Source organism: Pedobacter chinensis (assembly GCF_003339865.1).
GTDB classification, from domain to species: Bacteria; Bacteroidota; Bacteroidia; order Sphingobacteriales; family Sphingobacteriaceae; genus Pedobacter; species Pedobacter chinensis.
This window is the reverse complement of the sequence record NZ_QPKV01000007.1, coordinates 162954-187970: the sequence shown is the minus strand read 5'-3', so window position 1 is coordinate 187970 and position 25017 is coordinate 162954. Positions and strand designations below refer to the sequence as shown.

Genomic DNA, 25017 nt, shown 5'->3' with positions numbered 1-25017 from the left:
GGTGACATCGGCTACTGAAGCTAACCTTCTTGAAGTAGATGGAACCGATGTTGCCTCTAGCAGTGTAACCTTCAATACCACTAAGACCAAGTGGAGCGCTAGCAGCAACGAGGAGTCTCAGAGCGTTTCTACTGTAGAAGCAAGTATTGCTACTTCAACATTATACAGTGCATCTGTTAACGTGGATACCATTATTGCATCTTACCAATAACAATTACTAAAAGTGGCTCAGATGTTTTCTGAGCCCTTTTTAATTTCTCAATTTACATTCATGTCATTAAAAAAATAAGTATGAAAACCAATTATTATTTTATCACAGCTATACTCATCTTTGCAACTCTATTGGCACCTGCATATCTATGGGCGTCTTCCGAGAAATCTGAATCAGAAAAATATCAGAATTTGCAGCAGGTCGATTATGCTTCGGATTATTATACAGAAGAAGCTGGATTTATCGCAGAAAGTCATCTAACGAGGACATCCCACCTAGATGAAGGAGAGTTTACTGAAAAAACTTTTTTCCAGACTAAATTTCTAAGCACCCCTGAGGATTTGCAAAACAACGATTTCTCCCGTATTATCAACGATTATAAATAGACTCATGGTCACCCATATTCGATTCTTTTATTTTGCTATCATCCATTTCCTCTTTCTTGCGACGATTGCTGTCATAAGCACAATATCTTCTTATGAGAAATCTTCTTCCTTTGTGGAGAATGATTTTACAACAGGTTTAACTGCTACCAAAGAGGGATTACAGCATTCAATTTCGATTCCATTGGTCAAGCAATATCTTTCTCTTTCAGGGATTGATGCAGGGTATGGTTTTTTTGCGCCAAATGTTGCCAGCTCATATGTCCTTAAAATTACCATACTAGACCGGAAAACAAGGCAAGAGATGGTTGAACATTTCTCTCCTCCATTTAGAACTAAAGAAGGGAAAAACAAATATCATACTCTGTTAGGGTCATTTCAGGATAGGTTAACCATTATCGAAAATGAGCGACTCAAGAAAAAAAGTGTTTCGTTCAAGGAATCAAAAAAATATGGAGAATATCTTGATATTTATTTGAAGAGTATTGGCAGGTTTTATTATAATCAATATAAACCGGATAAATTCCTAGTTCACTGCACTCTTTTCCTTTATCATTACCCATCACTTAATGCTTCAGTACTGGAAAAAAAAGCTCCTCTTTTAATTAAACTACTTGAATTAGATGCAAAACACATTACTCTCGGTAAAAACTAGTTTTCTTTGGTCACGGGATAAATTTCTTGCTTTTCAAAAGGAGGACGGATTATTCTTTCCATTTTTTCGAATTGCAATTGGACTTTTCTGTTGCACACACCTGCTAGCAATAAGCAGGGATTTTGAGTTATTGTATACTGATAGTGGACTAATTCCTTTGAAAATACTCAGTATACAAAAAGTGCAGTATATGCCCTCCTATAGTTATGTGCAGAGTATTTTGACCTATTTAGGTATTACATCGAGTTCCTTTGCCTTGGGCTACATGATACTTTACGGTATACTGTGCATTACGCTTGTATTTGGCTTTTTGACCCGCTTTTCATCTTTAACACTGCTGTTTCTTCACATATTAATATTTCAATCCTCAACACCTTACATGTATGGTGTAGAATTCTTTAAGTCAATTGCATTGTTCTATTGTTTCATTTTTCCTGTTGGAAATAAAATATCTGTTGATAGCCTAATATTTAAGCGTTCGGAAATCAATCCAACCCCTTACCGCAACCTTTTAAAAATCCACATGTCGATCGTTTATTTTACATCTGGAATAGACAAAAGCTTTGGTATAAACTGGTGGAATGGAGAGTCGGTCTGGAAAGCCATACATCTTCCTGGTTTCAAATCAAATATAATTGATAATTATAATTTATTTGCTCAGTATCCTAGTCTTCCCTTGTTGTTTGGTATTGGAACGATAATAATTGAGGTATTTTATCCATTAGCAATGGCGTTCCGAAAAACGAGAATGTTATGGCTTCTATTGACAATTAGCCTTCATGTAGGTATCATCCTTTCGTTGAACCTATACTTTTTTGGGTTGTTAATGATTTTGTTGAATCTTGCCGCATTTCTCACGCTTAAGGACGATAAACATGATGTATGATCCGCTATTCATAAATGATTATTACTTTCCTTGCTTTATCGTAATATTTTTGATTACATTATTATGTGGTTTAAAAAACGAAAAATTGGGTTTTTCGCTCAGTCAAGCTGATATTTTCGTCATTTTGTTTGCGACCTATTACCTATTAAGAAGCCTTATCGATTCACCTTCTAGGCTAAACGTTTATGATTTTTATTTTTTGTTGTGTTATGTATTGACTTATGGTTGCATTAAGGTAATTGCCACTAGTGACAAAAAGTTCCTGAATATTCTGATCATAGCTATATTGATAATCTTCACTTATGAGGCTATCCTTACCATGACTCAGTTCTTCGGATTCTCAAAGGGTAAAAATAGTTTTTTCGATGTTTCAGGAAGTTTCATCAGTCCAGCGTTACTGACAAATTTCATGTGTCTGGCCTTCCCCTTGTTAGATGCCTATCTAATGGAAAAACAGCAGCCAAAGTTAGCAGTTTTATTATTTGTTTCACTTTCATTAGTTTGCTTCATGACCGACTCAAAATTGAGTTGGCTTGTTCTTGCAGTGCTGCTTGTGTTTAGATTAGTAAAATCTTCAAAAAGACAGTTGCCATCATTTTACTTTATTGCAGCATTCGCAGCACTTGCGTTTATTATAATGGCCATTTTTTTGCAAGATTCCACGAGCGGCCGCTTTTTGATTTTGAAAGGAACCTTTTCCCTATGGCATGAAAATTGGTTCAGTGGTATCGGTATAAATCAGTTTGACCGCCACTATAATGACTTTCAGGCAGCGCATTTAATGGCTAATCCTCTTTCACCGTACCGCTACCTGGCATCATATGTTCAGGTAGCATATAATGATTTCCTTCAAATTGCCCTTGAATTGGGTGTCATTGGACTGGTATTCCTCACTTACGGTATCATCCTAACTTTGAGTAATTGGAGACGTTATCCGCAATATCTTCAAGAGGCCATGCTTATGATCATTATATTCGCAATGTTTTCCTTTCCCTTGCAGACTAGTTCTACCCTCATTTTATGCATCATATATTTTGGGCTAATCAGTACTTTTCATACTCCAGTGAGTTCTACAAATATCAAAACCAATCTCATCAAAGCCTCATTTGGTGCCGCAGGTATAATTTTAGTTTTCCTGTCCCTCAAAATACAAAATGCAGTGATGATTTGGAAGCTTGCTAGTCGTAGCCCGATAGTAGCAGACCATATAAGATTCAAAGAATCTGTGAAGGTATTTGAGAATAATAAGGACTTCCAATTGGCCTTCGCCAATATTTTATATTTAAAAAAACGGTATTCTGCATCTATAGCCCAGTTAAATAAGGCAGCACTCCGTAGCAGCAGCATTGATATATACCTACTCTTAGCCCAGAACTATGAAGCATTAGGAGACATCGCCCTTGCGGAGTCCAACTATGTAAAAAGTATGACACTCGTACCCGCATTTCTAAAGCCTAAGTTTTTGTTAATGATGCTCTATTTAAAAAACCGAAGACTAAAGGATGCAAAAGGAATTGCTGGAGTTATTTTAAGTTCTAAAATAAAAATCAAGAATAAGGAATCGGACTATATTTTGACAGCGGCAAAAAAAATATCTCATTTACAAGCAAACTTTTAAAGGACTACAACCACTATTTTGAAAAATAAACTTCCCCTATCATTTATTCTTGCTTTATTCTTTTCCAATATATTCGGACAAGAGACTACATTAATCATTAAAGATTCAAAAGAAGACTTCGGCCTACCAGGGGTAACTCTTGTTCTCATGTGCGATAGTACCTCCAAAAAATTCATAAGCGACCAAAATGGAAGGATTATATTTTCTAACTTAAAATCGGGGGACTACAGACTGAAAACATCTTATGTCGGCTATATCCCAATTGATACATCTTTGAGACTGTTAGCGGGAAATTCGGTAGAGCTGTTATTAACCGAGGAAACTATTGCACTCAAAGGGGTTAATATATCAGCACAAAAAAAGTTTGTCGAAATTAAAAATGGAAATTTTATTCTAAATGTTCAGCAAAACACGCTGGCCAAAACATCTAATGCCTGGGATGCCCTGAAATATGGACCGTTAGTGGAAACACGTATGGATGGAACTTTAAAGGTTGAAAATAAAACAGCAACGGTGTTTATTGATGGTCGTCAGGTTTTTATGTCGGGCGAGGAATTGATGAATTATCTAGCAAATATCCCTGCAGCAAATATCGAAAAAGTTGAAATTTCGTCTCACCCTGGTGCCAAATTTGACTCTAATATTGGTTCGGTAATTTTGATTACTACTGTCAATATGAGATATCAGGGAGTCAAAGGCACTTTAAACCTCAGCAATGGTTATGGTGTTTTTCCAAGGTACAACGCTGGTTTGACCTTAAATGGCAAAAAAGGGAAATTTGTTTCGCAGCTAGGTTACAATTATAGCCAATCCAAAACAATGGGGGTTACGAATATTACCACATCGGTTAATACAAAGAACCTTCCATGGGTAGTGAGTCAGAACAATATTAATGAGAGCAATTCACACCGCATATACGGCAGCGTTGGAGTAGATTTTAATAAGAACAATCTTTTGACTGTATATGCAGAATATGCACCAGGCGCCACAAATAATTTGGTAATGGGAAATAATGGTGGTCTCACTTCGACTCGGCAACTACAGCAAGATTCTGTATGGCAAAGTCTTAACCACATCAAACGTAATTCCAATACCTTTGCCTCCCAGGCCATATACGAAAGTAAATGGGATAGCACCAGGCAGAGTCTCAAATTTACTCTGGCCTATTCTAGAAATCAAGGTGATAATAGAATAGATAATAATCTCTCCTATTTCAACTCTGCTGGATTGCTAATCAAAAAAATGCCATTCTACAGAGCATTTCTTCCTAATCAAACAGATTTTGCCACCATTTCTGGACAATATGTGCGTGGATTATGGGGAGGGGAGTGGATTTCGGGAGTCCGCTACTACAATACAAAGTTATCCAATGAAAATTCCGGTTACACTTACTTCGATATGGATAGAACTGCCGGAGAAACATTAACCAATATGGTATCGTTTAGGTATAACGAATTCAATTATGGCGCTTTTACTTCTTGGGAAGCACAAGTAAAATCATGGTATTTTCAGTTTGGACTAAGAGTAGAGCAAAATGAGGTCTTTTCTCAGACCGCATCAGGAGCCAAAGATAGGTTATATCGGAAATTATCACTTTTTCCAACGTTATTCCTGCAAAAAAAGATCAATGCTAAAAATGTTATTGCTTTCAATTATAGTAAACAAATCTCACGCCCTGATTATAGTCTTTTAAATCCATTTGCCAGATTTACTGATAATACAGTGGCCAATTTTGTTGGAAATAGTCAGATACGTCCAGCACGAACACACAATCTAAATTTTAGCTGGACATATAAGAGCAAGTTGATATTTAGTGCAGGCTTAGTTATTCTGAACGATTTGATTTCATCTATTCTGCAAAAAAATGGTGATGGTTCACTTTCCCAGCAATACGATAACTTTAATGGCGTTTATTATTATGTTGGGGCATATTATGCGATGCAGCCAACCAAATTTTGGCAGGTGAGCTTTAATGGCAGATTAAGTACAATTGACATACAGCCCTATCGCAATCTTCCACTTGGGAAAGCCAATTTGAATATCTATGGGAATATCAGTAACGACCTTTTATTGCCGAAGAACTTTAAGATAGGGATTGGCCTGGACTTCTCAAATTTATCTAGCGATCAATTCTATCACCACCGGGGCTATAGCAACCTCAGTGCCTCCCTTAGCAAAGAACTCAAAAAACCCAAACTGAACATATTCCTTCGGGGAAATGATATTTTAAAGACATCATTTACTGGAAATACTGCACTCTTTTTGCCATATAGTTCACAATCCTATAATGACAAGAGAATTACAACCTTGGGCGTCATTTACAGGTTTGGGAAACAAACGGTTAAAGCTAAGGAGATTTTTAAAGACGACAATTTAGAGGAATCCAATAAACGGTTATAACATATTAGTATTCGAAGTATTGTCGAAACGCTATGCCCTCATAATTAAAAATGGTTTCTTGCTGTTGAAATATGCGCAAGATATCTAAAGACAAAACATACAAACATGAAACGTGAAAAACGTGACTATGATGCAGTAGTTGTTGGCTCTGGGCCAAATGGCTTAGCCGCCGCAATTTTAATGCAACAACAAGGATTGTCTGTCCTCATTATAGAGGGTAGGGAAAGTGTAGGAGGTGGGCTGGCGTCAAGGGAACTTACTTTGCCCGGCTTCATCCACGATGTCTGCTCTGCTATTCATCCAATGTCACTTGCATCACCATTTTTTAGAACGCTTCCACTCATCGATTTCGGACTGAATTTCGTCAATCCACCAATTTCCGCAGCCCATCCCTTTGATGATGGAGACGTGGCTGTACTCAGTCTGTCGGTTGAGAAAACGGCGAACTATATGGGAGAAGATGCCCGAACCTACAATGACTTGATGCAATCCCTTTGCCATGCCTGGCCGTTGATTGAAAAGGATGCTATGGGGCCTCTTCGCTTTCCTGAGCACCCTATAGAAATGGCTAAATTTGGATTGAAGGCCTTAACCAGTGCCACTCAGTTTGTGAAAAGGTTTAAAGGTAAAAATGCCCGAGGGCTATTTGCTGGAATGGCCGCGCACGCAATACAACCTTTGAGCAACTTAAGCACCTCAGCAATTGCTCTTGTGTTATTGACAGCTGGACATTTGAAAGGCTGGTCAATTCCTAGAGGTGGATCGCTCTCAATAGCGAAAGCACTGGCGGGTTACTTTCAAAGCATAGGAGGCAGGATAGAGACGGGGACATATATTTCTTCCCTTTCACAGATGCCCTCAGCCCATGCTGTTCTGTTCGATATTACTCCACGACAGCTAATGAAGATTGCCGGGCAAAAATTCTCTTCAACCTATAAGTGGCAGTTAAATCGGTACAGATATGGAATGGGCGTATTTAAGATTGATTGGGCACTAAATGAACCAATTCCTTTTAAAACTGCAGAATGTCGTATGGCTGGAACATTGCATTTGGGCAATACTTTTGAAGAAATAGCGCAGGGAGAACTTCAAACCAGCCTAGGAATACATACCGAAAGACCCTTTGTTCTTCTTGCCCAACAAAGCCTTTTCGACGATTCGCGTGCTCCGGCCGGAAAAGAAACAGGCTGGGCATATTGTCATGTTCCAAATGGCTCTACCAAAGATATGACAGACGCAATAGAGAAACAAGTAGAGCGCTTTGCTCCTGGATTTAGAGATACGATTATAGGTCGGCATACTTTAAACACAAGTCAATTGGAACTTTATAATCCAAATTATATCGGCGGGGACATTAATGGTGGAGTTTTAGATATTGGACAGCTATTTACTCGACCCGCACTCCGCTTATCGCCTTACAAAACCTCCAAAAAAGGTATATATATCTGTTCATCTTCCACGCCGCCAGGTGGTGGTGTTCATGGAATGTGTGGTTATAATGCCGCAAAAGCAGCTTTAAAGGATGTATTTAGTATTAAGCTATAATACAGGAAAGCTCGTAATTTTTTGCCTACGCTTTAAATTATTGGCAAATGAAGGATTGGTATGCAAATTTTGTCTGGGTGGGTAAAAATTATAGAGTTCTAGTCTCTACCTGACAAAAATTATAATTTTAGATGGTTATTAATAATTTGCTACTAAATGATTAGATAAATTGTTAAATCTATTATTTATGTAATCAATTTTTTTTTTTAAAAAAATATTAGTAAAAAGCAAAAATAAGCAAAACGGATAAAACCGTTTATATATAATGCTTTATAAAATAGTAGTCTTAGGTTGGAACTCACGGTAAGATAAGTTTTGGGCTTAAAAACACAACTTTAGGTTACTAATTCGTTACCGTTTGACAAAGCCAAACAAGTATAGTAACTGATTATATTTCTGTGTTTTGCATCATTTTCTACATTCCCTTGTAACTCAGAGTAATTTAATTTTAAACATTAAACATTTGAGTTATGGAACAGGCAAAAAAATCGACGTTCAAGCTGCTTTTCTACCTGAAAAAGAACGAACTGAAGAAGAACGGTAATGCACCGATTATGGCACGTATTACCATTGACGGAACAGCTAAAACTTTGGGGACAAAGTTAGAAATTAACCCAAAAAATTGGGATTTAAAATACGGAAGAGTTGAGGGAAAGAGTGCCACCGCTTTGAGTGTTAACCAAAAGCTGGATAATATACGGGGTCGTATCGACAAGATTTACGAGGATATGCTGAAACACGAGGGCTTCGCAACCGCCCAAAAAGTAAAGCTCTCGTTTTTGGGTGTTGGTGTAATGGAAGATGCCATACTAAAAGTCTTTAAAGAGCAAAATGAAGACTTTGAAAAAATGGTCGCTAAGGGAAAACGCTCTCAAAGCACATATAGCAAGTACAACACTGTTTATAACCACCTTAGCGAATTTATAAGGGAGCGTTACCATCGAGACGATATGGCTTTCCGAGAACTCACTTCTGATTTTATCCGTGAGTTTGATTTCTTTCTTCGCATTGATAAGGAATGTACCCATAATACGGTTTGGGTTTACACAATGCCGGTTATTGCTTTGGCAGAATTGGCTATCAAAAAAGGCTTGATACGGAATAATCCTTTTGAGGATTATGAAATCAGTATGGAGGAAACAGACCGCAGCTACCTTTTGAAAGAGGATGTAGAAACCTTAATGTTCCTGAAACCATCTAAGCCCCGATATGAACTTGTAAAAGACCTTTTTATTTTCAGTTGTTTTACAGGGCTTTCTTATATTGACATTAAGAAGCTGAAATGGAGCAATATCCAATCGTTCTTTGACGGACACCAATGGATAATAAGCAGGAGGAAGAAATCAGATGTTGCCTCCAACGTCCGTCTTTTGGAAATACCTAAACGCATTATTGAGAAATACCGTGGAGTTACAAGAAATGAGTTTGTATTCCCAATGCCATCCAATGCGACTTGCAATACGCATATAGGTAAACTTATTGAGAAAGCGGGCATTGTTACAGAACAGAAAGTTACATTCCATACTGCCCGTCATACATTCGCTACAATGTTTTTGACCGAGGGTGTTCCGCTTGAAAGCCTTAGCAAAATGATGGGTCATAAGAATATTTCCACTACACAGATTTACGCCAAGATTACCAGCCAGAAAATCAGTAAGGATATGGATTTGGTAGCCCCCAAATTTCAAGCTATGGAAGAAGCATTTCTTATTCAAATGGAACGTGAAGAAATAGTGTTATTGAATGATGAAGAAATTGAATTTTACGATACCGAAGAAATTATGGTTTAAAAATCAATGTATTCTTTACTTGTCAGATCGAAGCAGAACTTAATGGTTCTGCTTTTTTTATGCCCTTACTTTTCGATTATTCCCACCACTATTTCAGGCTCTCATAGCCTGGTCATTATTCCATAAAAATTAGGAGAAAATATTTCCATAATCAACCGGTAAAAAGGCAGCCAAAGTACGGCGGTCACCCACGCTCAATCCCAGCCAAAAGACTACGGCATAAACGGTTTCCTCCCTAAAGGTACCCTCCAATTATTCCGTTTCCTTTTGGCTTTTCCTCTTGACCGCCTTGATAGTCTGCTTTCTTTTTTCCGGTTTTTCTTTTGGAAAAAATTATGCGAAGCGAAGCGGAGCAAACCACAACAGGGAGCAGGAAACAAGAAAAGCGAACGTAACAAAATGTAAAATTTTAAAACAGGAACGATTATGAACATCATCGGAAGACTGACAAGAGATGCGGAAGTACGCACAACATCACAGGACAAACAAGTAGTAAACTTTTCAGTAGCAACCAACGACAGCTACAAAAACAAGCAAGGCGAACGCATAGAGCAAACCACCTATTTCGACTGCTCTTATTGGATTTCTGCTAAGGTAGCCACATTACTCACAAAAGGCACTTTGGTAGAACTCACAGGACGAGTAAGTACAAGAGCGTGGACAGGCAATGACGGAGAGCCAAGAGCAGGACTAAATTTCCATACCTCAAACATCAAACTGCACGGAGGTAGCAGGAGAACAGAAAGCGTACAGGCTACTGCACAAACAGGAAACAACAGTACAGCAGGGCAAGGTACAGAAGACGACCTCCCATTTTAACAACGGGCATTCAATCATTTTTTAACATCAAAATTTTATCAAAATGGCACATAACATTCATTTCAACGAAAGAACAGGAAAGCACAGTTTCTTTTCAGTACAGCAAAAAGCGTGGCATAATTTGGGGCAAATCGTGGAGCAATACCCAACAAGCGAAGAAGCTATCAAATACGCAGGGTTAGATTACGAGGTGGTTAAATCCCCACTATTTACCAAAGGTTCGGGCATAATCGAAACGGCTAACGGCATAGAGATAGGCAGTAGTGAATTGGAAGTACCTAACTATTTTGCCAACATACGAACCGATAACAATGCCGTATTGGGTGTAGTAGGTAAAGATTACCATATCGTACAGAACAAAGAAGCCTTTAATTTCTTCGACGCCATTGTAGATGGTGGCGAAGGTATTCTATACGAAACCGCAGGGGCATTGGGCAACGGAGAACGCATATTTATTACAGCCAAATTGCCCGACTACATTCGTGTAGGTAATGGCGATGACGTAACAGAAAAATATATCTTCCTCACAACTTCGCACGATGGTAGCGGAAGTATTACCGCAGCATTTACACCGATTAGGATTGTCTGCCAAAATACGCTTAACGCTTCGTTACGTAGTATGACCAATGTAGTCCGCATCAAACACACTTCGGGGGCAAAACAGCGTATCGAGAACGCTCACAAGATTATGGGACTTGCCAATACGTTGAGCAACCAATTGGAAGGAATTTTCAACGAGTGGGCAAAGGTTAAAGTATCTGACCGAGAAGTAAGAAAGCTAATCCAATTGGCACTTTGCCCGAACAAGGAAACGCTTGACCTAATCAAGAAAGGTGCAGAAGATGAAATTTCCACCGTGTTCAAAAACGTGGTTGATGATGCTTTCAGCTATGCAATGATAAGCGACACCCAACAAATGGACACCACCAAAGGCACTTTGTTCGGAGCGTACAATGCTGTGACAGGCTACTATCAGAACGTAAGAAATTACAAGAATGACGAAGCCAAGCTACAGAGTATTGTATTGGGTGGTACTGCCCAACTCAAATCACAGAAAGCATTTGAATTGTGTACCTCATTTGCTTTGGACGGTGCGGAAATCCTTAACCTCAATTAGATAACTATAGGCTACCGCCTTAAACGGTGGTAGCCTACTATATACAACGGCTATGACAATACAGACCTATAAAGCAACCCTAAAACACGGCAAAGGCAAAGCAACGCTGACAGTAGTATCACTAAGCGGAGAACAGGGAGCGATACAGCACATAACAGCCGTAGAGGGTTGTCCCGAAAGTGCCATAGTAAAACTAAAAATGATTAACAGTAAAAAAGTTCAATGATATGAAAGCATTAAGCAAAATGGACAATTTAGATAAAGGCGAATTGCTATGCAGACTGTTTCCCGAAGAATTGGAGAAACTACAAAACGCCATAAAAGAACAATGCGAATATTTTCTTCAGAATGAAACCGCATTCCGTGAGGGTTGGTATCAAAAAGGATTTTTTACAGCAGAGTTTTGGTACAGGCTTGTGCAGAATGCAAACAAGGAGATTGAGAAAAACCAAGAAAAATTGTGGAAACGCCCACGTTGGTTTGCTGACCATTTTTTTGACGGGCACAACTCACTCTTTGCCCTTTACTGCCTTATCGAGTATTCAGAGAGTGAACAATGTAACCCTGCCCTTAAACAGGCAATACACCTGCTTTTCGGGAGTGATAAAATTCTTTCAATAACCCTAAACGATAAATAATTATGGCTAATTGGTGCAGTAACACGGTTGTTTTCGAGGGCAAACCCGAAGCAATCCAACAGATACAACAGCTTTTTCAGACAATGAAATTGAAAGAGGAAAAAGAGGAACAGGGACAATTACCCGACTTCGTTCCCGACACCAACGGAGGTTATTTCTTTAATCTCTATTGGAATGACGGTGACGAGGGCATATACCAATACGAAACAAAATGGTCGCCCAATATCGATGTAATGCAAGCGATAGCAGGACACTATAACGTGAACTTCACACAGGACTATGAGGAATTAGGCAACTGTGTATGTGGCAGGGTAACATTTGCTGACAAGCTACTCATAGATATTTATTTAGAGGACGAAGATTTTGAGCAATACGAGTTCGATGAAGAAACCGATACCTATCATTTCGAGGGTGAAGAATACGAAAGCGATTACGAGATATTGGAAACCCTATTGGAGCGAAAAATAGCCAGTCATCAACCTTAAAAACAGATGCAATGGAAAAAACAGTAATAGCCACAAAGTTTGTCCGCCACGATGTTCCCGAATTGAAAACCCTTGAAAATGCAAAGGTCTATCTATTGAGGGAAAAACTGAACAAGGGCGAAAAGATGAACCGAGCCGAAAAGAATTGGCTTGCCGAAGCCGTAAACCGTAATGCCTTTTTCAAAAGAGCCGTTCCCTTGCAGGGGTATCGGTTCGGGTTTGAAGATGTATTGAAAACCTATGTGGTAAAACAGTACGGCAATTGGGCTGAATACAACGCCCCCGACAAAACCAGCCTTAGAAGCATTGTTTACGGCAGGATTGACCAAATAGCGGAAATCAGTAAATAACAATTAAAGCAATCAAAGATGAAAATAACAGATAAAGCGACAGCACATATTTTGGTAAAAGCCACTACCAACAGCGAATGGGACAATTGCGAGTTCGCTATTGTACACCTTTCCGAAGAATGGAAAAAGGAACAGGCACAAAGGCTTGAATTGGTAAAGCCTTTTGCAGAGGACTACAATTTCCAATCCCTAAATTACTATGATACCGCAGTAGAATTTTACAGGGTAGACGAAAACGACAATCCCGATATTGAAGAAATGCTTGCAGGTAAGGAATGGGTATTTGTAGAGCTGAACGAAGAAGAACAGGAAGCCTTTACCGTTCCCGAAAATCGGTTAGACTGTTACAGGCTTGTAATGTATCGTAATGGCAATGCCATTTATAAAGCATACGGCAAACATACGAGCGAGGAATTTTGGACGGAAGAATTTTCATTAACCTCATTAATTCAACCTTTATGACACGTTCAAACCTCCATATCAAATTGAGCAACGGCAAATCAATTATATGCGTTGCTGATAGCAGTTCCGCACCCGAACAGGGTTATATCGTAGAGCATCTGTTATTACCACTTCTTTCGCTTGACAACAGCGAACAGGAAATGGCTTTACTATCGGAGCATTGCACAATGGATGAAAGACGTTGCAACGCAACCTACCGCTACACCATTGACCTAACTACAAAAGAAGTAAAGTTTTTCGAGGAGCATTACAGCTATGCAAAAGACAATTTCAGAAAGGGTAAGGATATAACGAAACGGTATAACGAGTATGTAGAAACAATTAGATAACAATTAAAATTTCAGAACGATGAATACCAATTTTTTCAATAAGATAGCACAGTTGGACTTTACAGGAGTATTGCAACTGAACATTTCCAAAGGAGCAGAAAGCAACCTAATCGTATCGGTATTGCTCAATAACGAACAATGCGGAGATAACGCTAAAAACCTTATTCCCCCATTGACATTTAACGCCACGCCCCAGGAATTTGACGAGGGATTTTTTGAGCAGATAAAAGCACCTATCAAAACCGTTTCGGGCGTAATGGTAGATATGGAAAAATTCCTCAAACAAATGGAGGAAGTCAAAAAGCAATCGGCAATGGAGAAAGAAAAGACCGAGAAAGCCAAAAAGGATAAGGAAGCCAAAGACAAGAAATTTAAAGATGCAATGGCAAAGGCTGACGAACTCGAAAAAGAGGGCAAATTCCGGGATGCGTGGATGAAAGTACCCGATATAACAGAGTTTCCCGAAAAAGCGGACGAGATACGCAAACGCAAAACAGCATTGTCCGACAAGTTTGGAACACCGAGCCTTTTCGGAGCAATGGAAGAAACAACGCCCGAACCGCCACAAGCGGAAGAATTGACAACCGATTATCCCATTGATGAAACGGACGAAGAAGAATAAAAATGTTAATCCCAAAATCGAAAAATTATGTTATTAGCAACGCAATTAGAAAGAGTTTTTATACTCAAAGATAAAGGACAGGATATAAGGCTGACCGACCCCGAACCACGTTGGAGCGTGGAAGCCGTAATGAATTTTTACGCCAATATGTACCCGATACTCACAACGGCAAAAGCATCTGCACCGCAGATAAAAGATGATGCGGTAGAGTACAAATTTGAGAGCGTAATGGGTACAAAAGGTTAACCAAATACTTAAAGCGATGAACTATGCACAAATATATCCTATCGGGAACTATCACAATACCCGAACAGCAACGACAACGGCAATTGCACCGCCAGTTGAACGAGTTCTCCAATTGGATGCAAAAGCCAAAGGATGCAAACGAAGTGCGGAAAGACAAACGCAAATCAGTACCGACAGCAATGTTGCCAATGGTTTTCTAAAGTGTACGTTTCTGCCCAAACTGAAAGAAACGAAAACCGTACAGGCTTGCAGGAAATCGGATAAAACGGAAAGGGATTTTTTTCAGTCCCTTTCCAAACTTGCCGAGCATTACCAAATTGAACCTATGCAGAGCAAACAATTTCCCTATCCTTACAATATGGCATTGGCTGTATCGGATATGGAAGAAAAACTAAAGCAAAAAGTTTTGGATTGGGAAGAAATCCGTTTGGTGCAGGATAGTAAGAAAACCTATTTCGTAAGTGAAGAACGCTACAACACAGGAGCAACACTCTTTTATATTCCCGTTGCTTCCTTATACCGAATGTTGCACAGCCGTAAGCAGAAAAGAAACGCCCATTTGTTGTTATCCGTTTGTGCCTATCTGTACCATATAGCTGACATACCGTATTACAGGCAGGAAGCAAGCTATCTGTATTGGATGTATGAAATGATGAACGATTGGGTGGAACAGGACGATTATACCGAAGAAACAGCCGTTTATCTTGCCGAAATCAAACAAGCCAAATACATTGGCGATTATATGGAACAGAGGATTTACAACCGCATTAATCTCACCGTATTTGAACAGCGTATTAACAACTTTAAAGTGAAAGACGATATTGACAGAGAATGTTTGACCGTAGCAAAAGAAGCCTTTGACCTTTATCAGACCTATCCGAATGAAAACGTATTCCGCAATGCCAAACCTAATGGAGAAGCATCGGAGGAAGATATGGAAAACATTATCGGTATGGAAAAGTACATTTCCTTTTACGCAGACCATAAAGGTTGGCTGAATGAAACCCTTATCGAAGCTGTCAATAACGAAATGCAGGAGTACGGACAAATGGAAGAACCCATTATCCTAAAACAGTTTGACGGCAGGGACATAACCGCCAATAACCTTTGTTTTGAAAACCGATTGTTTGAGCTATTGCACAAGATAAGCGACATTTTGCACATCTTTTAAAATTAAAACTATGGAAGCGATTAACGATATAACACAGGACTTCGGCACATTGTACCACCCAAAATCCGCTTTGGTATTCTATGAAACCAAAGGAAGCAATACCGATGTTTATGTAGAGCATTTTGATATGGACAAAAACGGCATTCCTATCAACGCCCACCCATTGACGGTAAAAGAAGCCAACGTATTGGCAAAGGCATTGAACACCGAACAGGAAAAGAACAAAGCCTTTTTAAAGTCGAACGGAATATTACCGACCAATATCCTGCACATCAATCCCAATGTGGATAAAGGTGCGGTAATTTGGTACACCAAAGCACAGAAAAGGCGGTTGTATTTTGTCGATAGTCTGCAAATACCCAACGGTACAGCAGAAGTACCGCCAATGCTTTGGAATGCCAGTAAAAACGGTTTGAGCGTGTTTGCCCTTACAAGCGACAGAAGACCCACAGAAAGGACAAAATTGTACCATACACCGTATTTCAATATCTATGAAGACGGCAAAGTATGTATGGGAACGGTAAGCGTTGACATTAAAAAATCCGCTTCGGTGGAAGAATTTGTACAGGCTTGGGAGTATTATTTCTTTAATTCCTATTTCAGCCATTTGTTGGGCAATCATAATCCGATAAAAGGCAATTGCGTAAACCTATGGAAAGACCTTGTAAACACAGATAAACCCTTTCCAAAAGAAGTACTGAAACCGAATAATAAAACCCTTAAAAATCTATTGTAATGGAAACAGTAAAAACAGCCGTTCATTTTACGGACAACTATTTAATAAGTCCTACCAACCCCATTGAGGTTAATTTGATTGGTGCAGGTGGCACAGGTTCAAAAGTGCTGACTGCCTTAATGGAAATGAGCCATAGTTTAACAGAATTGGGACACTCAGGTTTGCAGGTTCGTTTATGGGACGATGATATTATCACGGAAGCCAATTTGGGCAGACAGCGATTTGCGCCGAGTGAAACAGGATTGTACAAATCGGTAGCTTTGATAAACCGTGTTAATCGGTTTATGGGAACAAATTGGAAAGCAGAAACCCAAAAGTTTGAACGCAATGTATTGGGTGGACTGCCCGAAAACGCAAAAGCAACGATTTACATTACCTGTGTGGACAATGTACAGGCACGGTTTGATATTGCAGAAATGCTTAAAGTAATGAGCCAACGCAGAATGAGTCGTGATGAACCAAAGTATTGGTTAGACTTTGGCAACAGCCAACAAACAGGACAAGTAATTCTATCTACTATCGGAGAAATCAAACAACCACAATCAGAAAAGTATGAAACGGTGGCAAGTCTGCCAATGGTTACGGATGAATTTGGCGAACTGTTGAAACAGTCCGAACAAACAGACGATACTCCAAGTTGCAGTTTAGCCGAAGCATTGGAAAAACAGGATTTGTATATCAATGCAACATTGGCTCAAATGGGTTGTTCGTTATTATGGTCTATGTTCCGTTACGGAATGACCGAAAACAGGGGTTTCTTTCTTAATCTAAAGAACTTCCAAACCCAACCCCTAAAAGTTGCCTGACCCTAAAAGTCGGGCGGCAAAAAGACACTCCCTTCCGATGGTCGGGGCAGTCTTTTTGCATTGAAGCGGTACAACCCCTTTGCTAAAATGCAACGGCTCCGCACATTACTTTCTCTTCATTTTACCAAACAGGTTGCTACATTTTAAGTGGGATATTCACTATCCCATTCGTTGTTTTAGAGGGACTTCTTTTCTTTCCACACAGCGACCAAAGAAAAGATTCTGTGTTATAAAACAACTTTTTCCAGTTTTATTTTGCATTAGGTTGTGTAAAATATCTAGAAAATGTATTTTTGCATAACTCAATGAAAAGAACAGTACAAATATCATCTCAAGTTACTCCGCCTTGATCTTAGGCTAACTGTTATATTTCCCAATTTTAATTTATTGGCTTCTCTGTCGTATCCGAAGGTTTTGCTTTCGTGTACCTACTTTTCTATTTACATTTTACAACTTTAAACATAAATCTTTATGCAGAAAATTATCAATTTGTTTGATTTCAAACAGAAAATTAATTACAAAAATGAAATTCTTGCGGGTCTTGCAGTGGCTATGACGATGATACCTGAGTCTTTATCCTTTGCTATTCTGGCAGGGCTATCGCCTTTGACAGGGCTTTATGCAGCCTTTTTAATGGGTATTGTTACAGCAATCTTGGGAGGCAGACCCGGAATGGTTTCCGGAGGTGCTGGAGCAACGGTAGTCGTACTTATTGCATTGGCTGCATCGCATGGTGTGGAATATCTTTTTGCTGCGGTTATATTAGCAGGTCTACTGCAATTTTCAGTAGGAATTTTTAAGCTGGGTAAATTTGTCCGCTTGATCCCACAACCGGTAATGTATGGTTTCTTAAACGGTCTTGCAGTAATCATTTTTATGGCACAGGTAGCTCAATTTAAAGTTGTAGAAAACGGAATAGAAGGTTGGATGCAGGGTTCTGCCCTCTATTTAATGGCGGGATTGACGTTGTTAACCATAGCAATTGTATTTATATTACCAAAATTTACAAAGGCGGTTCCTGCATCGTTAGTAGCGATAATTGTTGTATTCGGTATCGTATATTTTTTCGGTATTGATACTAAAAAAGTAATTGATATAGCTTCAGTAGGTGGTTCACTGCCATCATTTCATATTCCGGGAATACCGTTTAATCTGGAAACCCTGAAAATTATTTTCCCCTACGCCTTAGTAATGGCAGGTGTTGGGTTGATTGAAAGTCTGTTAACGCTTAATATGGTTGATGAAATAACCAGCACAAAAGGACAATCTAACCGTGAGGCTGCCGCACAGGGCATAGCAAATATCACCAACGGTTTCTTCGGAGGAATGGGTGGATGTGCAATGGTTGCTCAGACTTTAGTGAATATCGGAGCCGGTGGAAGAGCCAGACTTTCTGCAATAATTGCCTCAATTGCAATCTTATTGATCATTCTGGTTGCAGGTCCTGTAATAGAACAAATTCCAATGGCGGCATTAGTCGGGGTGATGATGATGGTAGCTATAGGCACATTTGAGTGGGTTAGCTTTCGAATTATTAATAAAATGCCTCGACACGACATTTTTATTGGTATGCTGGTAGCAGTTATAACTGTACTATTACACAATTTAGCTTTAGCCGTTTTGATAGGTGTAGTTATTTCAGCTCTTGTATTTGCCTGGGAAAGTGCCAAACGAATACGTGCAAGAAAGTATGTAGATGAAGATGGTGTAAAGCATTACGAAATTTTTGGACCGCTGTTCTTTGGTTCTACTGCCGCATTTATTGAAAAATTTGACGTACTAAATGACCCGAATGAAGTTGTAATTGATTTTAAGGAAAGTAAAGTAGTTGATATGTCTGCTATTGAAGCTTTAAATAAAATTACGGAGAAGTATCACAAGGAAGGTAAAAAACTACATTTACGACATTTAAGCCAAGATTGCAGACAGTTACTGAAAAATGCTGAAACAGTTATAGATGTGAATATTATCGAAGATCCTACCTACAAAGTAATGACTAATAAGTAACATTGGTATATTTAAGTTTACATCGAAAGCTATCAGATTTTTTCTATGGTTTTCGATGTTTTTTTTATGCATTTCAGCCTTTTACTTTTAAACTAAGTTTAAATATTAGATTTAAATAAACCCAAAAATGGTTCGGGGGTTATAAGCTAAAGCCAACCTCTTAAACAAATTATCGATAGAGAATTAAGCTTCTCTTTATTTACATCGCTACTTCCTGAAACGGAATGATTTGATGCTGGTGTTCTGAATTATAATAAGAATTGTTTTTCCATAATATAAAAGTCAATTCTAGGAGTTTTCTTTGGATGGCAACTATAGCCTTCATTTTGATACCATGCCTTGAAACCATTCTTAAGAAAATATCTCTGAACCTTTCATCAGTCCTAATTGCAGTTAATGCTGGAAAGTGCATTACCTTTCTTAAATTCCTATTACCCCGCTTGGAAATTCGAGGTTTGGATTTCACTGAGGTTCCAGATGTCTTTTCTCTTACATCTAATCCTGCATAACTGACCAACTGTCTTTTATTCTTTATTAACTCGAATCCGTTGGTTTCAGCGATAATTGTTACAGCAGTCAGATTTCCAATTCCCGGAATTGAAGATACTATTTTCATCTTTTCTACTAGAGTTTGATCTCCTTTGATAAGGATAGCAATTTCTTCTCTTATCTGCTTTTCCTGCAAATCAATAAGAGCTATTCTTTTTTTAGTTCGTTTAACTGAGCTTTCACTTGAAGTTGCAGAAGTACGTTCTGCGTGCAGTTGATTTTTCAACATTGTACGCTCATGTACAAGCTGCTCACGTTCCCTACAAAGCTGTCTCAAATCATTAAATATTTTTAAAGGAGGTTGCCATACTTCCAATTGCCTTTCCAAACCAAATCTAGCAATCGCTTGTGAAGCGCTCTTGTCAGTAATGGTTTTTATGTCAAGTGTTTTTGCATAATTACTGATCTTGTTTGGCAAAACGATGCTGACTTGTTTTTGAATACTGTAAAGATAGTAGGCTAAGGATTCATGGTAAACTCCTGTTGCTTCCATCACGTACCGTACTTCTGTTGTAGTTGATGTCTGTTTATTTACCCACGATACAAGACTTAAAAAACCTTTTTTAGTATTGGGAAATACTTTGTAGCCATAGACTTCTATGCTGATCTGTTCATCCATTCTACCAAGCGATACAACTAATTCATTTTGTGCAACATCAATTCCTACTGTCTGCTTTAATAATACCTTCATCTTATATGGTTTAGGTAAGTGATAACCTTCCTTCATCTTTTCTCCTGACTGGATATACTGGCTATTAGACTCATAATGAGCAAATTCCTTACATTCTGTTCAGATTCTAAAAGGTTAAAGAAGAGGAGGCAGTCTCTTTTCTTGAATATACCATAAGGCTATTTAAAGCAAAATCTGCTCTCGCCCTTCTTCACTTAGATTATATTATACAAACATAGGAGAAGCAAAAGAACGTCGCTTGGTTACAAATGGTTCCTGTTATTAATTTGTAACTTGCAGTAATTATTTTACTTAGTAAAGTGTTTTTAGTTTTGAACATTTTATTTGGTAAAGTGGAAATTTGGTAAAGATGAAAAGTAAAATTCTTCTCCTAATTCAATGCACTCTGTTTTTTTCATCTTATTTGTTTTCACAAACAAATAAGATAGTGCAAGTTGAAAACAATCTGACAGAGGTAAGGGCAATCATTTTTGAGGATAGCCTTGTACAACAATATAACATTCTCGATAGAATGAGATTTTATAAAGTCCCTTCAGTTTCTATTGCAGTCATACATAACGGTATAATTGAATGGGCTAAAGCCTATGGTTATGCTGATATTGAACATAAAACAGTTGCAGATACAAACACCATTTATCAGGTGGCATCCATTAGCAAATCAGTTAATGCATTAGGGATAATGAAATTGGTTGAGCAAAATAAACTCTCCTTATCAAAGGATATAAGAGAGTATTTAAAAACCTGGAAATTCCCTGACAACGAACTCTCTTATGGAAAAACGATTACCTTAAAAAATTTATTAAGCCATACTGCCGGTTTAAGTGTACGAGGTTTTGTAGGTTATCCTACGTCCGATTTAATCCCTTCGATAAATCAAATTCTTAATGGCGAAAAACCAGCGAATAATGAACCTGTAAAGCCCATTTATTCCCCAGGCTCGCATTACCAATACTCAGGCGGAGGAAGCACCGTAATCCGAAAGATATTGGACGATAACATATCGAGCAATTATGAACAATTGATGCAGGGGTTGGTATTGGAACCATTAAAAATGGGCAATAGCACTTTTTCCCAACCACTTGCTGCGAAATACACAAATTATGCTGTAGGTTATGATAAAGAAATGAAGCCGCTAAAGGGAGGATATTATGTCTATCCGGAACAGACTGCCGGAGGACTTTGGTCAACGGCTACCGATATTGCAAAGTTCATTTTGGAAATCCAACGTTCCATCAAGGGAGGGAAAAATGCTTTTCTTTCAAAGAACCTCATATCCGAAATGTTGACACCTGTGATGGAAAATTATGGGTATGGAATTGGTATAGAACAAAAAGGAGGCGAAAAATACTTTTGGCACGAGGGAGAAAGTTATGGGTATCGGTCGATATATTACGGTAGCTTTACCTCCGGCAATGGCGTGGCAATCCTCACTAATGCATATCCTGAAAATGGAAGACCTTTTGTAATTGAGGTTTTAAACAGTGTAGCTACGGCATATGGCTGGAAAGAGTTCTACAACCCTATTAAAAAGAAACTGATAAATGTTCCCGAAGAAATTATTAATAAATATGTTGGCGAGTATTTTAGTGAAAATCCTGCTATAAAAATATCCATATCGAAAGATAAAGAATACCTCACTTTGACTGCAAGACAAACGGAACAACTTTACCCTGTGGAAGTGGATACTTTTTTTCTGGCTTCTTCACCAAGTGACAAATGCGTTTTCTCCAGTTCTAAAAATAATGGGGTTATTGATACATTTCAAGTCGTTCAGAATGGTAAAGTAGTAGTTGACGCACGCAAAAGATTTTGAATATATTATTATCATCCATTAAATTTTATTGCTTCACTTTTGATAGCCATCAAATAATTCTTCAATATTCTCAAATTCAATAAAGGCTATCAGTTCACTTTTACATACTCTTTTGAACCCCCTAAAATTTTGATATTCCTGTAATGGTATAGAGACTAAATCCCCGATGATATGAATATCTAATGATACCAACATATTCCATAGTCTTTTGCTAAAAGGGAATGCACTGTCTATTAATTTCTTTTTCAGCACCTCCGTTTTTTCAGCATCATCCAACATTCGGATTTCTCTAAAGTCATTCCGGCATTCACCTTTTAATTTATCCCTGCGTTGTTTATAATAGTCAATCTCCTGAAATAGTTCGGTAATGGATTTTACTTTGTTATAGGCATCCCTGTATATCTGCCTAATCCGTTCACTGCTTAGGTTATAATCATTTGCCAATTCTATTATAGGTTTTTTGCTGACCAACATTTGATATATGATTTCGTACTCCTTTTCCGTGAGTACCTTTTTTGACATATCTATGTAAAAACTGTTGGTACGGTCAATGAGGTTTTTTGCTTCGTCCATTTTTCTATAGGCGTATTATAGTTAAATGCGTAATCTAAATATGCGTGTATATTATTGCGGAAACTGTTTAAAATATTCTTTCGCTATCTCACATACACCTGCACTGAAATAACGTCCACCGTTGTTTAGTACCTTTAAGGCTTCTTTGAGTTCTTCGGGATCTGCTCCTTTCAGAATGTATCCTCTTGCTCCGTAAGTTAGCATCTTCACTACATCCTGTACCTCATCGTTCACGCTAAAAGCCAGGATTTTAGTTTGCGGATATTTTTCGACCAATGCTCTAGCGGTTTCAAATCCATTCATTACGGGCATATTTATATCAACAATCATTACATCGGGAATAACTTCAATTTGCTCCATTTTTTCCATAGCATCTTTGCCGTTTTCCGCATCAAATATGATTTCAAATCTATTATCATCACTTATAATATCACAGATGCCTTTCCTAAGTAAGTCGTGGTCATCTATAAATGCTATTTTAATTGTTGTTTCTTTACTCATTTTCTTCTTTTGATAAGGTTAAAAAATCCATTTGTAGGTTTAGATAAATTAGCCGTTCTATCGACGTGAGACAGGCCATCATCAACTGCAACATCCCTAACTTTAAAATGGTTAAGCCATTCTTTAAAGTGTGCTATGTCGTTAGGTTTAAATTTTACGATTTCACCATTTTTTAGTGATATGATAAAAATATCTATGCAGAGAGAGAATGCTGATAATTGTGACGCAGTATAGTCAAAGTCGGGGTAAAATACAGGCTCCTTTTCCATAATCTTAATGTTATTAAGTTAGTGGAACCTGCAAAAAAATAAGGCGCAGGCAACCACACTTACTGGCATTAAGGCACTGGTACGCCTGACCCCCAAATAAGCGAGCGCCCACGCCTATGACGTGAGCGTTCTTACCTATCTGTTCCGGGGTTTTAAAAATTACCAGTTTCTAATGCGGAACTTAAAGCAAAAACACTTTAAGATTTTTATATTTTCAGTAGCAAAGATACTAAACTCGTTCCTTTTTGACAGCATATATGACAAAAAAGGTTACAGTAAATCTGTTTTATTTGAAATGTAATTTTTTTCCAATGCAATTATAATATCCGTTTCCTTATAGATAATCTTGCCCCCAATCTGAATGTATGGCAGGATATTATCATCACGGTATTGCTGTAACGTCCGTTTGCTGATATGGAGCAGCTTGCATACATCTTCACCCGACAAGTAAATTTCCCCGTTCATTACAGGGCGGTAATTTTTTAATATTTCTTCGATACGGCTCTTCAATCGCATTATCATTTCCTGATGGGCGATGATTTCTTCGGCTTCATTCGTCAGTAGATCCATTACCATTTGTATTATACGGATGTCCGGCTTCCAGCAAAGCCCGTACGTCCGCGAGTTTATAATAATTTTTGCGGTTAAGCTTGGAATAAGGTAATAGACCTTTTTCCTTATAGGTCTGTAAAGTCCGCTTGGTAATGTTCATCATCAAACAAACTTCCTGGTTATCGAGCCATTTTTCCTCTTTGAAAACCGTCCTGTATTTTCTTGTCGCATTTTCGGTCAGTTCCAAAAGTGCTTTTAGCTCGTTTTTCATTCCCTCCAGGGCGGATTTTTGTATTGCGATAACTTCCATCTTTTGCTCATTTTTTCTGTGGAAGTTCAAGTTAGAAAGGCTATATAAGGGATTGCACAATGTTGTAGCCATTGGCACTAAAAGGCAGTATTTGGCAGTTTACTTTTGTCGGAAACAAAAAAACGGATTACCTTTTGGGTTATCCGTTTCTTTCAAGCTGTATTTCTAATTAATCATCTGCGTTGAACAGGCTGTTCTGTTTTTGTCTTTTGTTTTTCATTTTTCTCATGGTAATAAGCCCAAAAACATAATAGTCCCCAGATAATCATGGCATAGGCTATCCATTTGCCAACCTTTTCAATCAATTTGATGAAAACCGAGCTTTCATAAGAGGAAAATCCCTCGGCTCCCATGGGGCCACGCCTGTAAAACTTTCTACGGTTAATCCAGTAACGAAGTCCCAGGCCTGCAACTAAAAATATTATCCCTATAACCAATGATGCAATCATAATTTCACATTTTTAATTTCACAAGTATAAATTT

General features: G+C 38.3%; 30 protein-coding genes. 23 read left to right on the top strand and 7 right to left on the bottom strand.

Going from position 1 to position 25017, the window contains the following annotated elements; genetic code table 11:
• Nucleotide 1 precedes the first annotated feature (1 nt).
• The 22 genes from DU508_RS17540 (at nt 2) to DU508_RS17440 (ending at nt 19276) form a co-directional block, all read left to right on the top strand.
• Nucleotides 2-211, top strand: a complete 210-nt coding sequence (locus DU508_RS17540) for a hypothetical protein (RefSeq protein WP_147273656.1) — start codon at nt 2-4, stop codon at nt 209-211.
• 80 nt (nt 212-291) lie between these two features.
• A complete protein-coding gene (locus DU508_RS17535) occupies nt 292-597 on the top strand; it encodes a hypothetical protein (protein ID WP_115404065.1) in 306 nt (101 codons plus the stop codon).
• A gap of 4 nt (nt 598-601) precedes the next feature.
• Nucleotides 602-1249, top strand: coding sequence for a hypothetical protein (locus tag DU508_RS17530; RefSeq protein WP_115404064.1), 648 nt, complete (start codon nt 602-604; stop codon nt 1247-1249).
• Nucleotides 1218-2135, top strand: coding sequence for an HTTM domain-containing protein (locus DU508_RS17525; RefSeq protein WP_115404063.1), 918 nt, complete (start codon nt 1218-1220; stop codon nt 2133-2135). The genes DU508_RS17530 and DU508_RS17525 overlap by 32 nt, the downstream gene beginning before the upstream one ends.
• 49 nt (nt 2136-2184) lie before the next feature.
• The gene (locus DU508_RS17520) at nt 2185-3753 is read left to right on the top strand and encodes an O-antigen ligase family protein (protein ID WP_158542203.1); all 1569 of its coding nucleotides are present in this window, start codon (nt 2185-2187) and stop codon (nt 3751-3753) included.
• Between the two features lie 18 nt (nt 3754-3771).
• Complete coding sequence (locus DU508_RS17515) at nt 3772-6153, top strand: outer membrane beta-barrel family protein (protein ID WP_115404061.1); 2382 nt, start codon at nt 3772-3774, stop codon at nt 6151-6153.
• A 105-nt stretch (nt 6154-6258) separates the two neighbouring features.
• Nucleotides 6259-7698, top strand: a complete 1440-nt coding sequence (locus DU508_RS17510) for a phytoene desaturase family protein (RefSeq protein WP_115404060.1) — start codon at nt 6259-6261, stop codon at nt 7696-7698.
• A gap of 470 nt (nt 7699-8168) precedes the next feature.
• Complete coding sequence (locus DU508_RS17505; RefSeq protein ID WP_115404059.1) at nt 8169-9488, top strand: site-specific integrase; 1320 nt, start codon at nt 8169-8171, stop codon at nt 9486-9488.
• A 426-nt stretch (nt 9489-9914) separates the two neighbouring features.
• Complete coding sequence (locus tag DU508_RS17500) at nt 9915-10307, top strand: single-stranded DNA-binding protein (protein WP_115404058.1); 393 nt, start codon at nt 9915-9917, stop codon at nt 10305-10307.
• A gap of 43 nt (nt 10308-10350) precedes the next feature.
• Nucleotides 10351-11424, top strand: a complete 1074-nt coding sequence (locus tag DU508_RS17495; RefSeq protein ID WP_115404057.1) for a DUF932 domain-containing protein — start codon at nt 10351-10353, stop codon at nt 11422-11424.
• A 52-nt stretch (nt 11425-11476) separates the two neighbouring features.
• Entirely contained in the window at nt 11477-11650 is a 174-nt protein-coding gene (locus tag DU508_RS23900; RefSeq protein ID WP_158542202.1) for a hypothetical protein, read from the top strand.
• A gap of 1 nt (nt 11651) precedes the next feature.
• Nucleotides 11652-12062 (top strand): hypothetical protein, encoded by a 411-nt coding sequence (locus tag DU508_RS17490; RefSeq protein WP_115404056.1) that lies wholly within the window; start codon nt 11652-11654, stop codon nt 12060-12062.
• 2 nt (nt 12063-12064) lie between these two features.
• Nucleotides 12065-12547, top strand: coding sequence for a DUF1281 family ferredoxin-like fold protein (locus DU508_RS17485; protein WP_115404055.1), 483 nt, complete (start codon nt 12065-12067; stop codon nt 12545-12547).
• An 11-nt stretch (nt 12548-12558) separates the two neighbouring features.
• Nucleotides 12559-12897 carry a molybdenum ABC transporter ATP-binding protein gene (locus DU508_RS17480; RefSeq protein ID WP_115404054.1) on the top strand — a complete coding sequence of 113 codons (339 nt, stop codon included), beginning with the start codon at nt 12559-12561 and terminating at the stop codon, nt 12895-12897.
• A gap of 18 nt (nt 12898-12915) precedes the next feature.
• A complete protein-coding gene (locus DU508_RS17475; protein ID WP_115404053.1) occupies nt 12916-13359 on the top strand; it encodes a hypothetical protein in 444 nt (147 codons plus the stop codon).
• Nucleotides 13356-13688: a penicillin-binding protein gene (locus tag DU508_RS17470; protein ID WP_115404052.1), complete on the top strand. Its 333-nt coding sequence runs from the start codon at nt 13356-13358 to the stop codon at nt 13686-13688. Before DU508_RS17475 ends, DU508_RS17470 begins: the two co-directional genes overlap by 4 nt.
• 19 nt (nt 13689-13707) lie before the next feature.
• Entirely contained in the window at nt 13708-14310 is a 603-nt protein-coding gene (locus DU508_RS17465) for a PRTRC system protein E (protein WP_115404051.1), read from the top strand.
• A 27-nt stretch (nt 14311-14337) separates the two neighbouring features.
• Nucleotides 14338-14556: a PRTRC system protein C gene (locus DU508_RS17460; RefSeq protein ID WP_002978317.1), complete on the top strand. Its 219-nt coding sequence runs from the start codon at nt 14338-14340 to the stop codon at nt 14554-14556.
• A 16-nt stretch (nt 14557-14572) separates the two neighbouring features.
• Complete coding sequence (locus tag DU508_RS17455) at nt 14573-15727, top strand: hypothetical protein (RefSeq protein ID WP_115404050.1); 1155 nt, start codon at nt 14573-14575, stop codon at nt 15725-15727.
• A 10-nt stretch (nt 15728-15737) separates the two neighbouring features.
• Nucleotides 15738-16463 carry a PRTRC system protein B gene (locus tag DU508_RS17450; protein WP_233509663.1) on the top strand — a complete coding sequence of 242 codons (726 nt, stop codon included), beginning with the start codon at nt 15738-15740 and terminating at the stop codon, nt 16461-16463.
• The gene (locus tag DU508_RS17445) at nt 16463-17269 is read left to right on the top strand and encodes a PRTRC system ThiF family protein (protein WP_115404049.1); all 807 of its coding nucleotides are present in this window, start codon (nt 16463-16465) and stop codon (nt 17267-17269) included. The genes DU508_RS17450 and DU508_RS17445 overlap by 1 nt, the downstream gene beginning before the upstream one ends.
• Before the next feature lie 471 nt (nt 17270-17740).
• A complete protein-coding gene (locus DU508_RS17440; protein WP_110306503.1) occupies nt 17741-19276 on the top strand; it encodes a SulP family inorganic anion transporter in 1536 nt (511 codons plus the stop codon).
• 199 nt (nt 19277-19475) lie between these two features.
• Here the strand turns inward: DU508_RS17440 and DU508_RS17435 are convergent, their stop codons facing one another.
• Entirely contained in the window at nt 19476-20516 is a 1041-nt protein-coding gene (locus DU508_RS17435) for an IS110 family RNA-guided transposase (RefSeq protein ID WP_110306611.1), read from the bottom strand.
• 427 nt (nt 20517-20943) lie between these two features.
• Between DU508_RS17435 and DU508_RS17430 the strand changes: the two genes are divergently transcribed.
• Nucleotides 20944-22329 carry a serine hydrolase domain-containing protein gene (locus DU508_RS17430; protein ID WP_158542201.1) on the top strand — a complete coding sequence of 462 codons (1386 nt, stop codon included), beginning with the start codon at nt 20944-20946 and terminating at the stop codon, nt 22327-22329.
• 33 nt (nt 22330-22362) lie between these two features.
• Here the strand turns inward: DU508_RS17430 and DU508_RS17425 are convergent, their stop codons facing one another.
• From DU508_RS17425 to DU508_RS17400, 6 genes are all read right to left on the bottom strand, one after another.
• Entirely contained in the window at nt 22363-22902 is a 540-nt protein-coding gene (locus DU508_RS17425) for a sigma factor-like helix-turn-helix DNA-binding protein (protein ID WP_115404047.1), read from the bottom strand.
• Nucleotides 22903-22953: 51 nt separating this feature from the next.
• Nucleotides 22954-23403 (bottom strand): response regulator, encoded by a 450-nt coding sequence (locus tag DU508_RS17420; protein ID WP_115404046.1) that lies wholly within the window; start codon nt 23401-23403, stop codon nt 22954-22956.
• On the bottom strand, nt 23400-23672 hold the full coding sequence (locus DU508_RS17415) for a hypothetical protein (protein ID WP_115404045.1): 273 nt from the start codon (nt 23670-23672) through the stop codon (nt 23400-23402). Before DU508_RS17415 ends, DU508_RS17420 begins: the two co-directional genes overlap by 4 nt.
• Before the next feature lie 270 nt (nt 23673-23942).
• A complete protein-coding gene (locus DU508_RS17410) occupies nt 23943-24242 on the bottom strand; it encodes a helix-turn-helix domain-containing protein (protein WP_115404044.1) in 300 nt (99 codons plus the stop codon).
• Nucleotides 24223-24534 (bottom strand): helix-turn-helix domain-containing protein, encoded by a 312-nt coding sequence (locus tag DU508_RS17405; RefSeq protein WP_115404043.1) that lies wholly within the window; start codon nt 24532-24534, stop codon nt 24223-24225. The genes DU508_RS17410 and DU508_RS17405 overlap by 20 nt, the downstream gene beginning before the upstream one ends.
• 173 nt (nt 24535-24707) lie before the next feature.
• The gene (locus DU508_RS17400; RefSeq protein WP_115404042.1) at nt 24708-24983 is read right to left on the bottom strand and encodes a molybdenum ABC transporter permease; all 276 of its coding nucleotides are present in this window, start codon (nt 24981-24983) and stop codon (nt 24708-24710) included.
• Nucleotides 24984-25017: the final 34 nt, after the last annotated feature.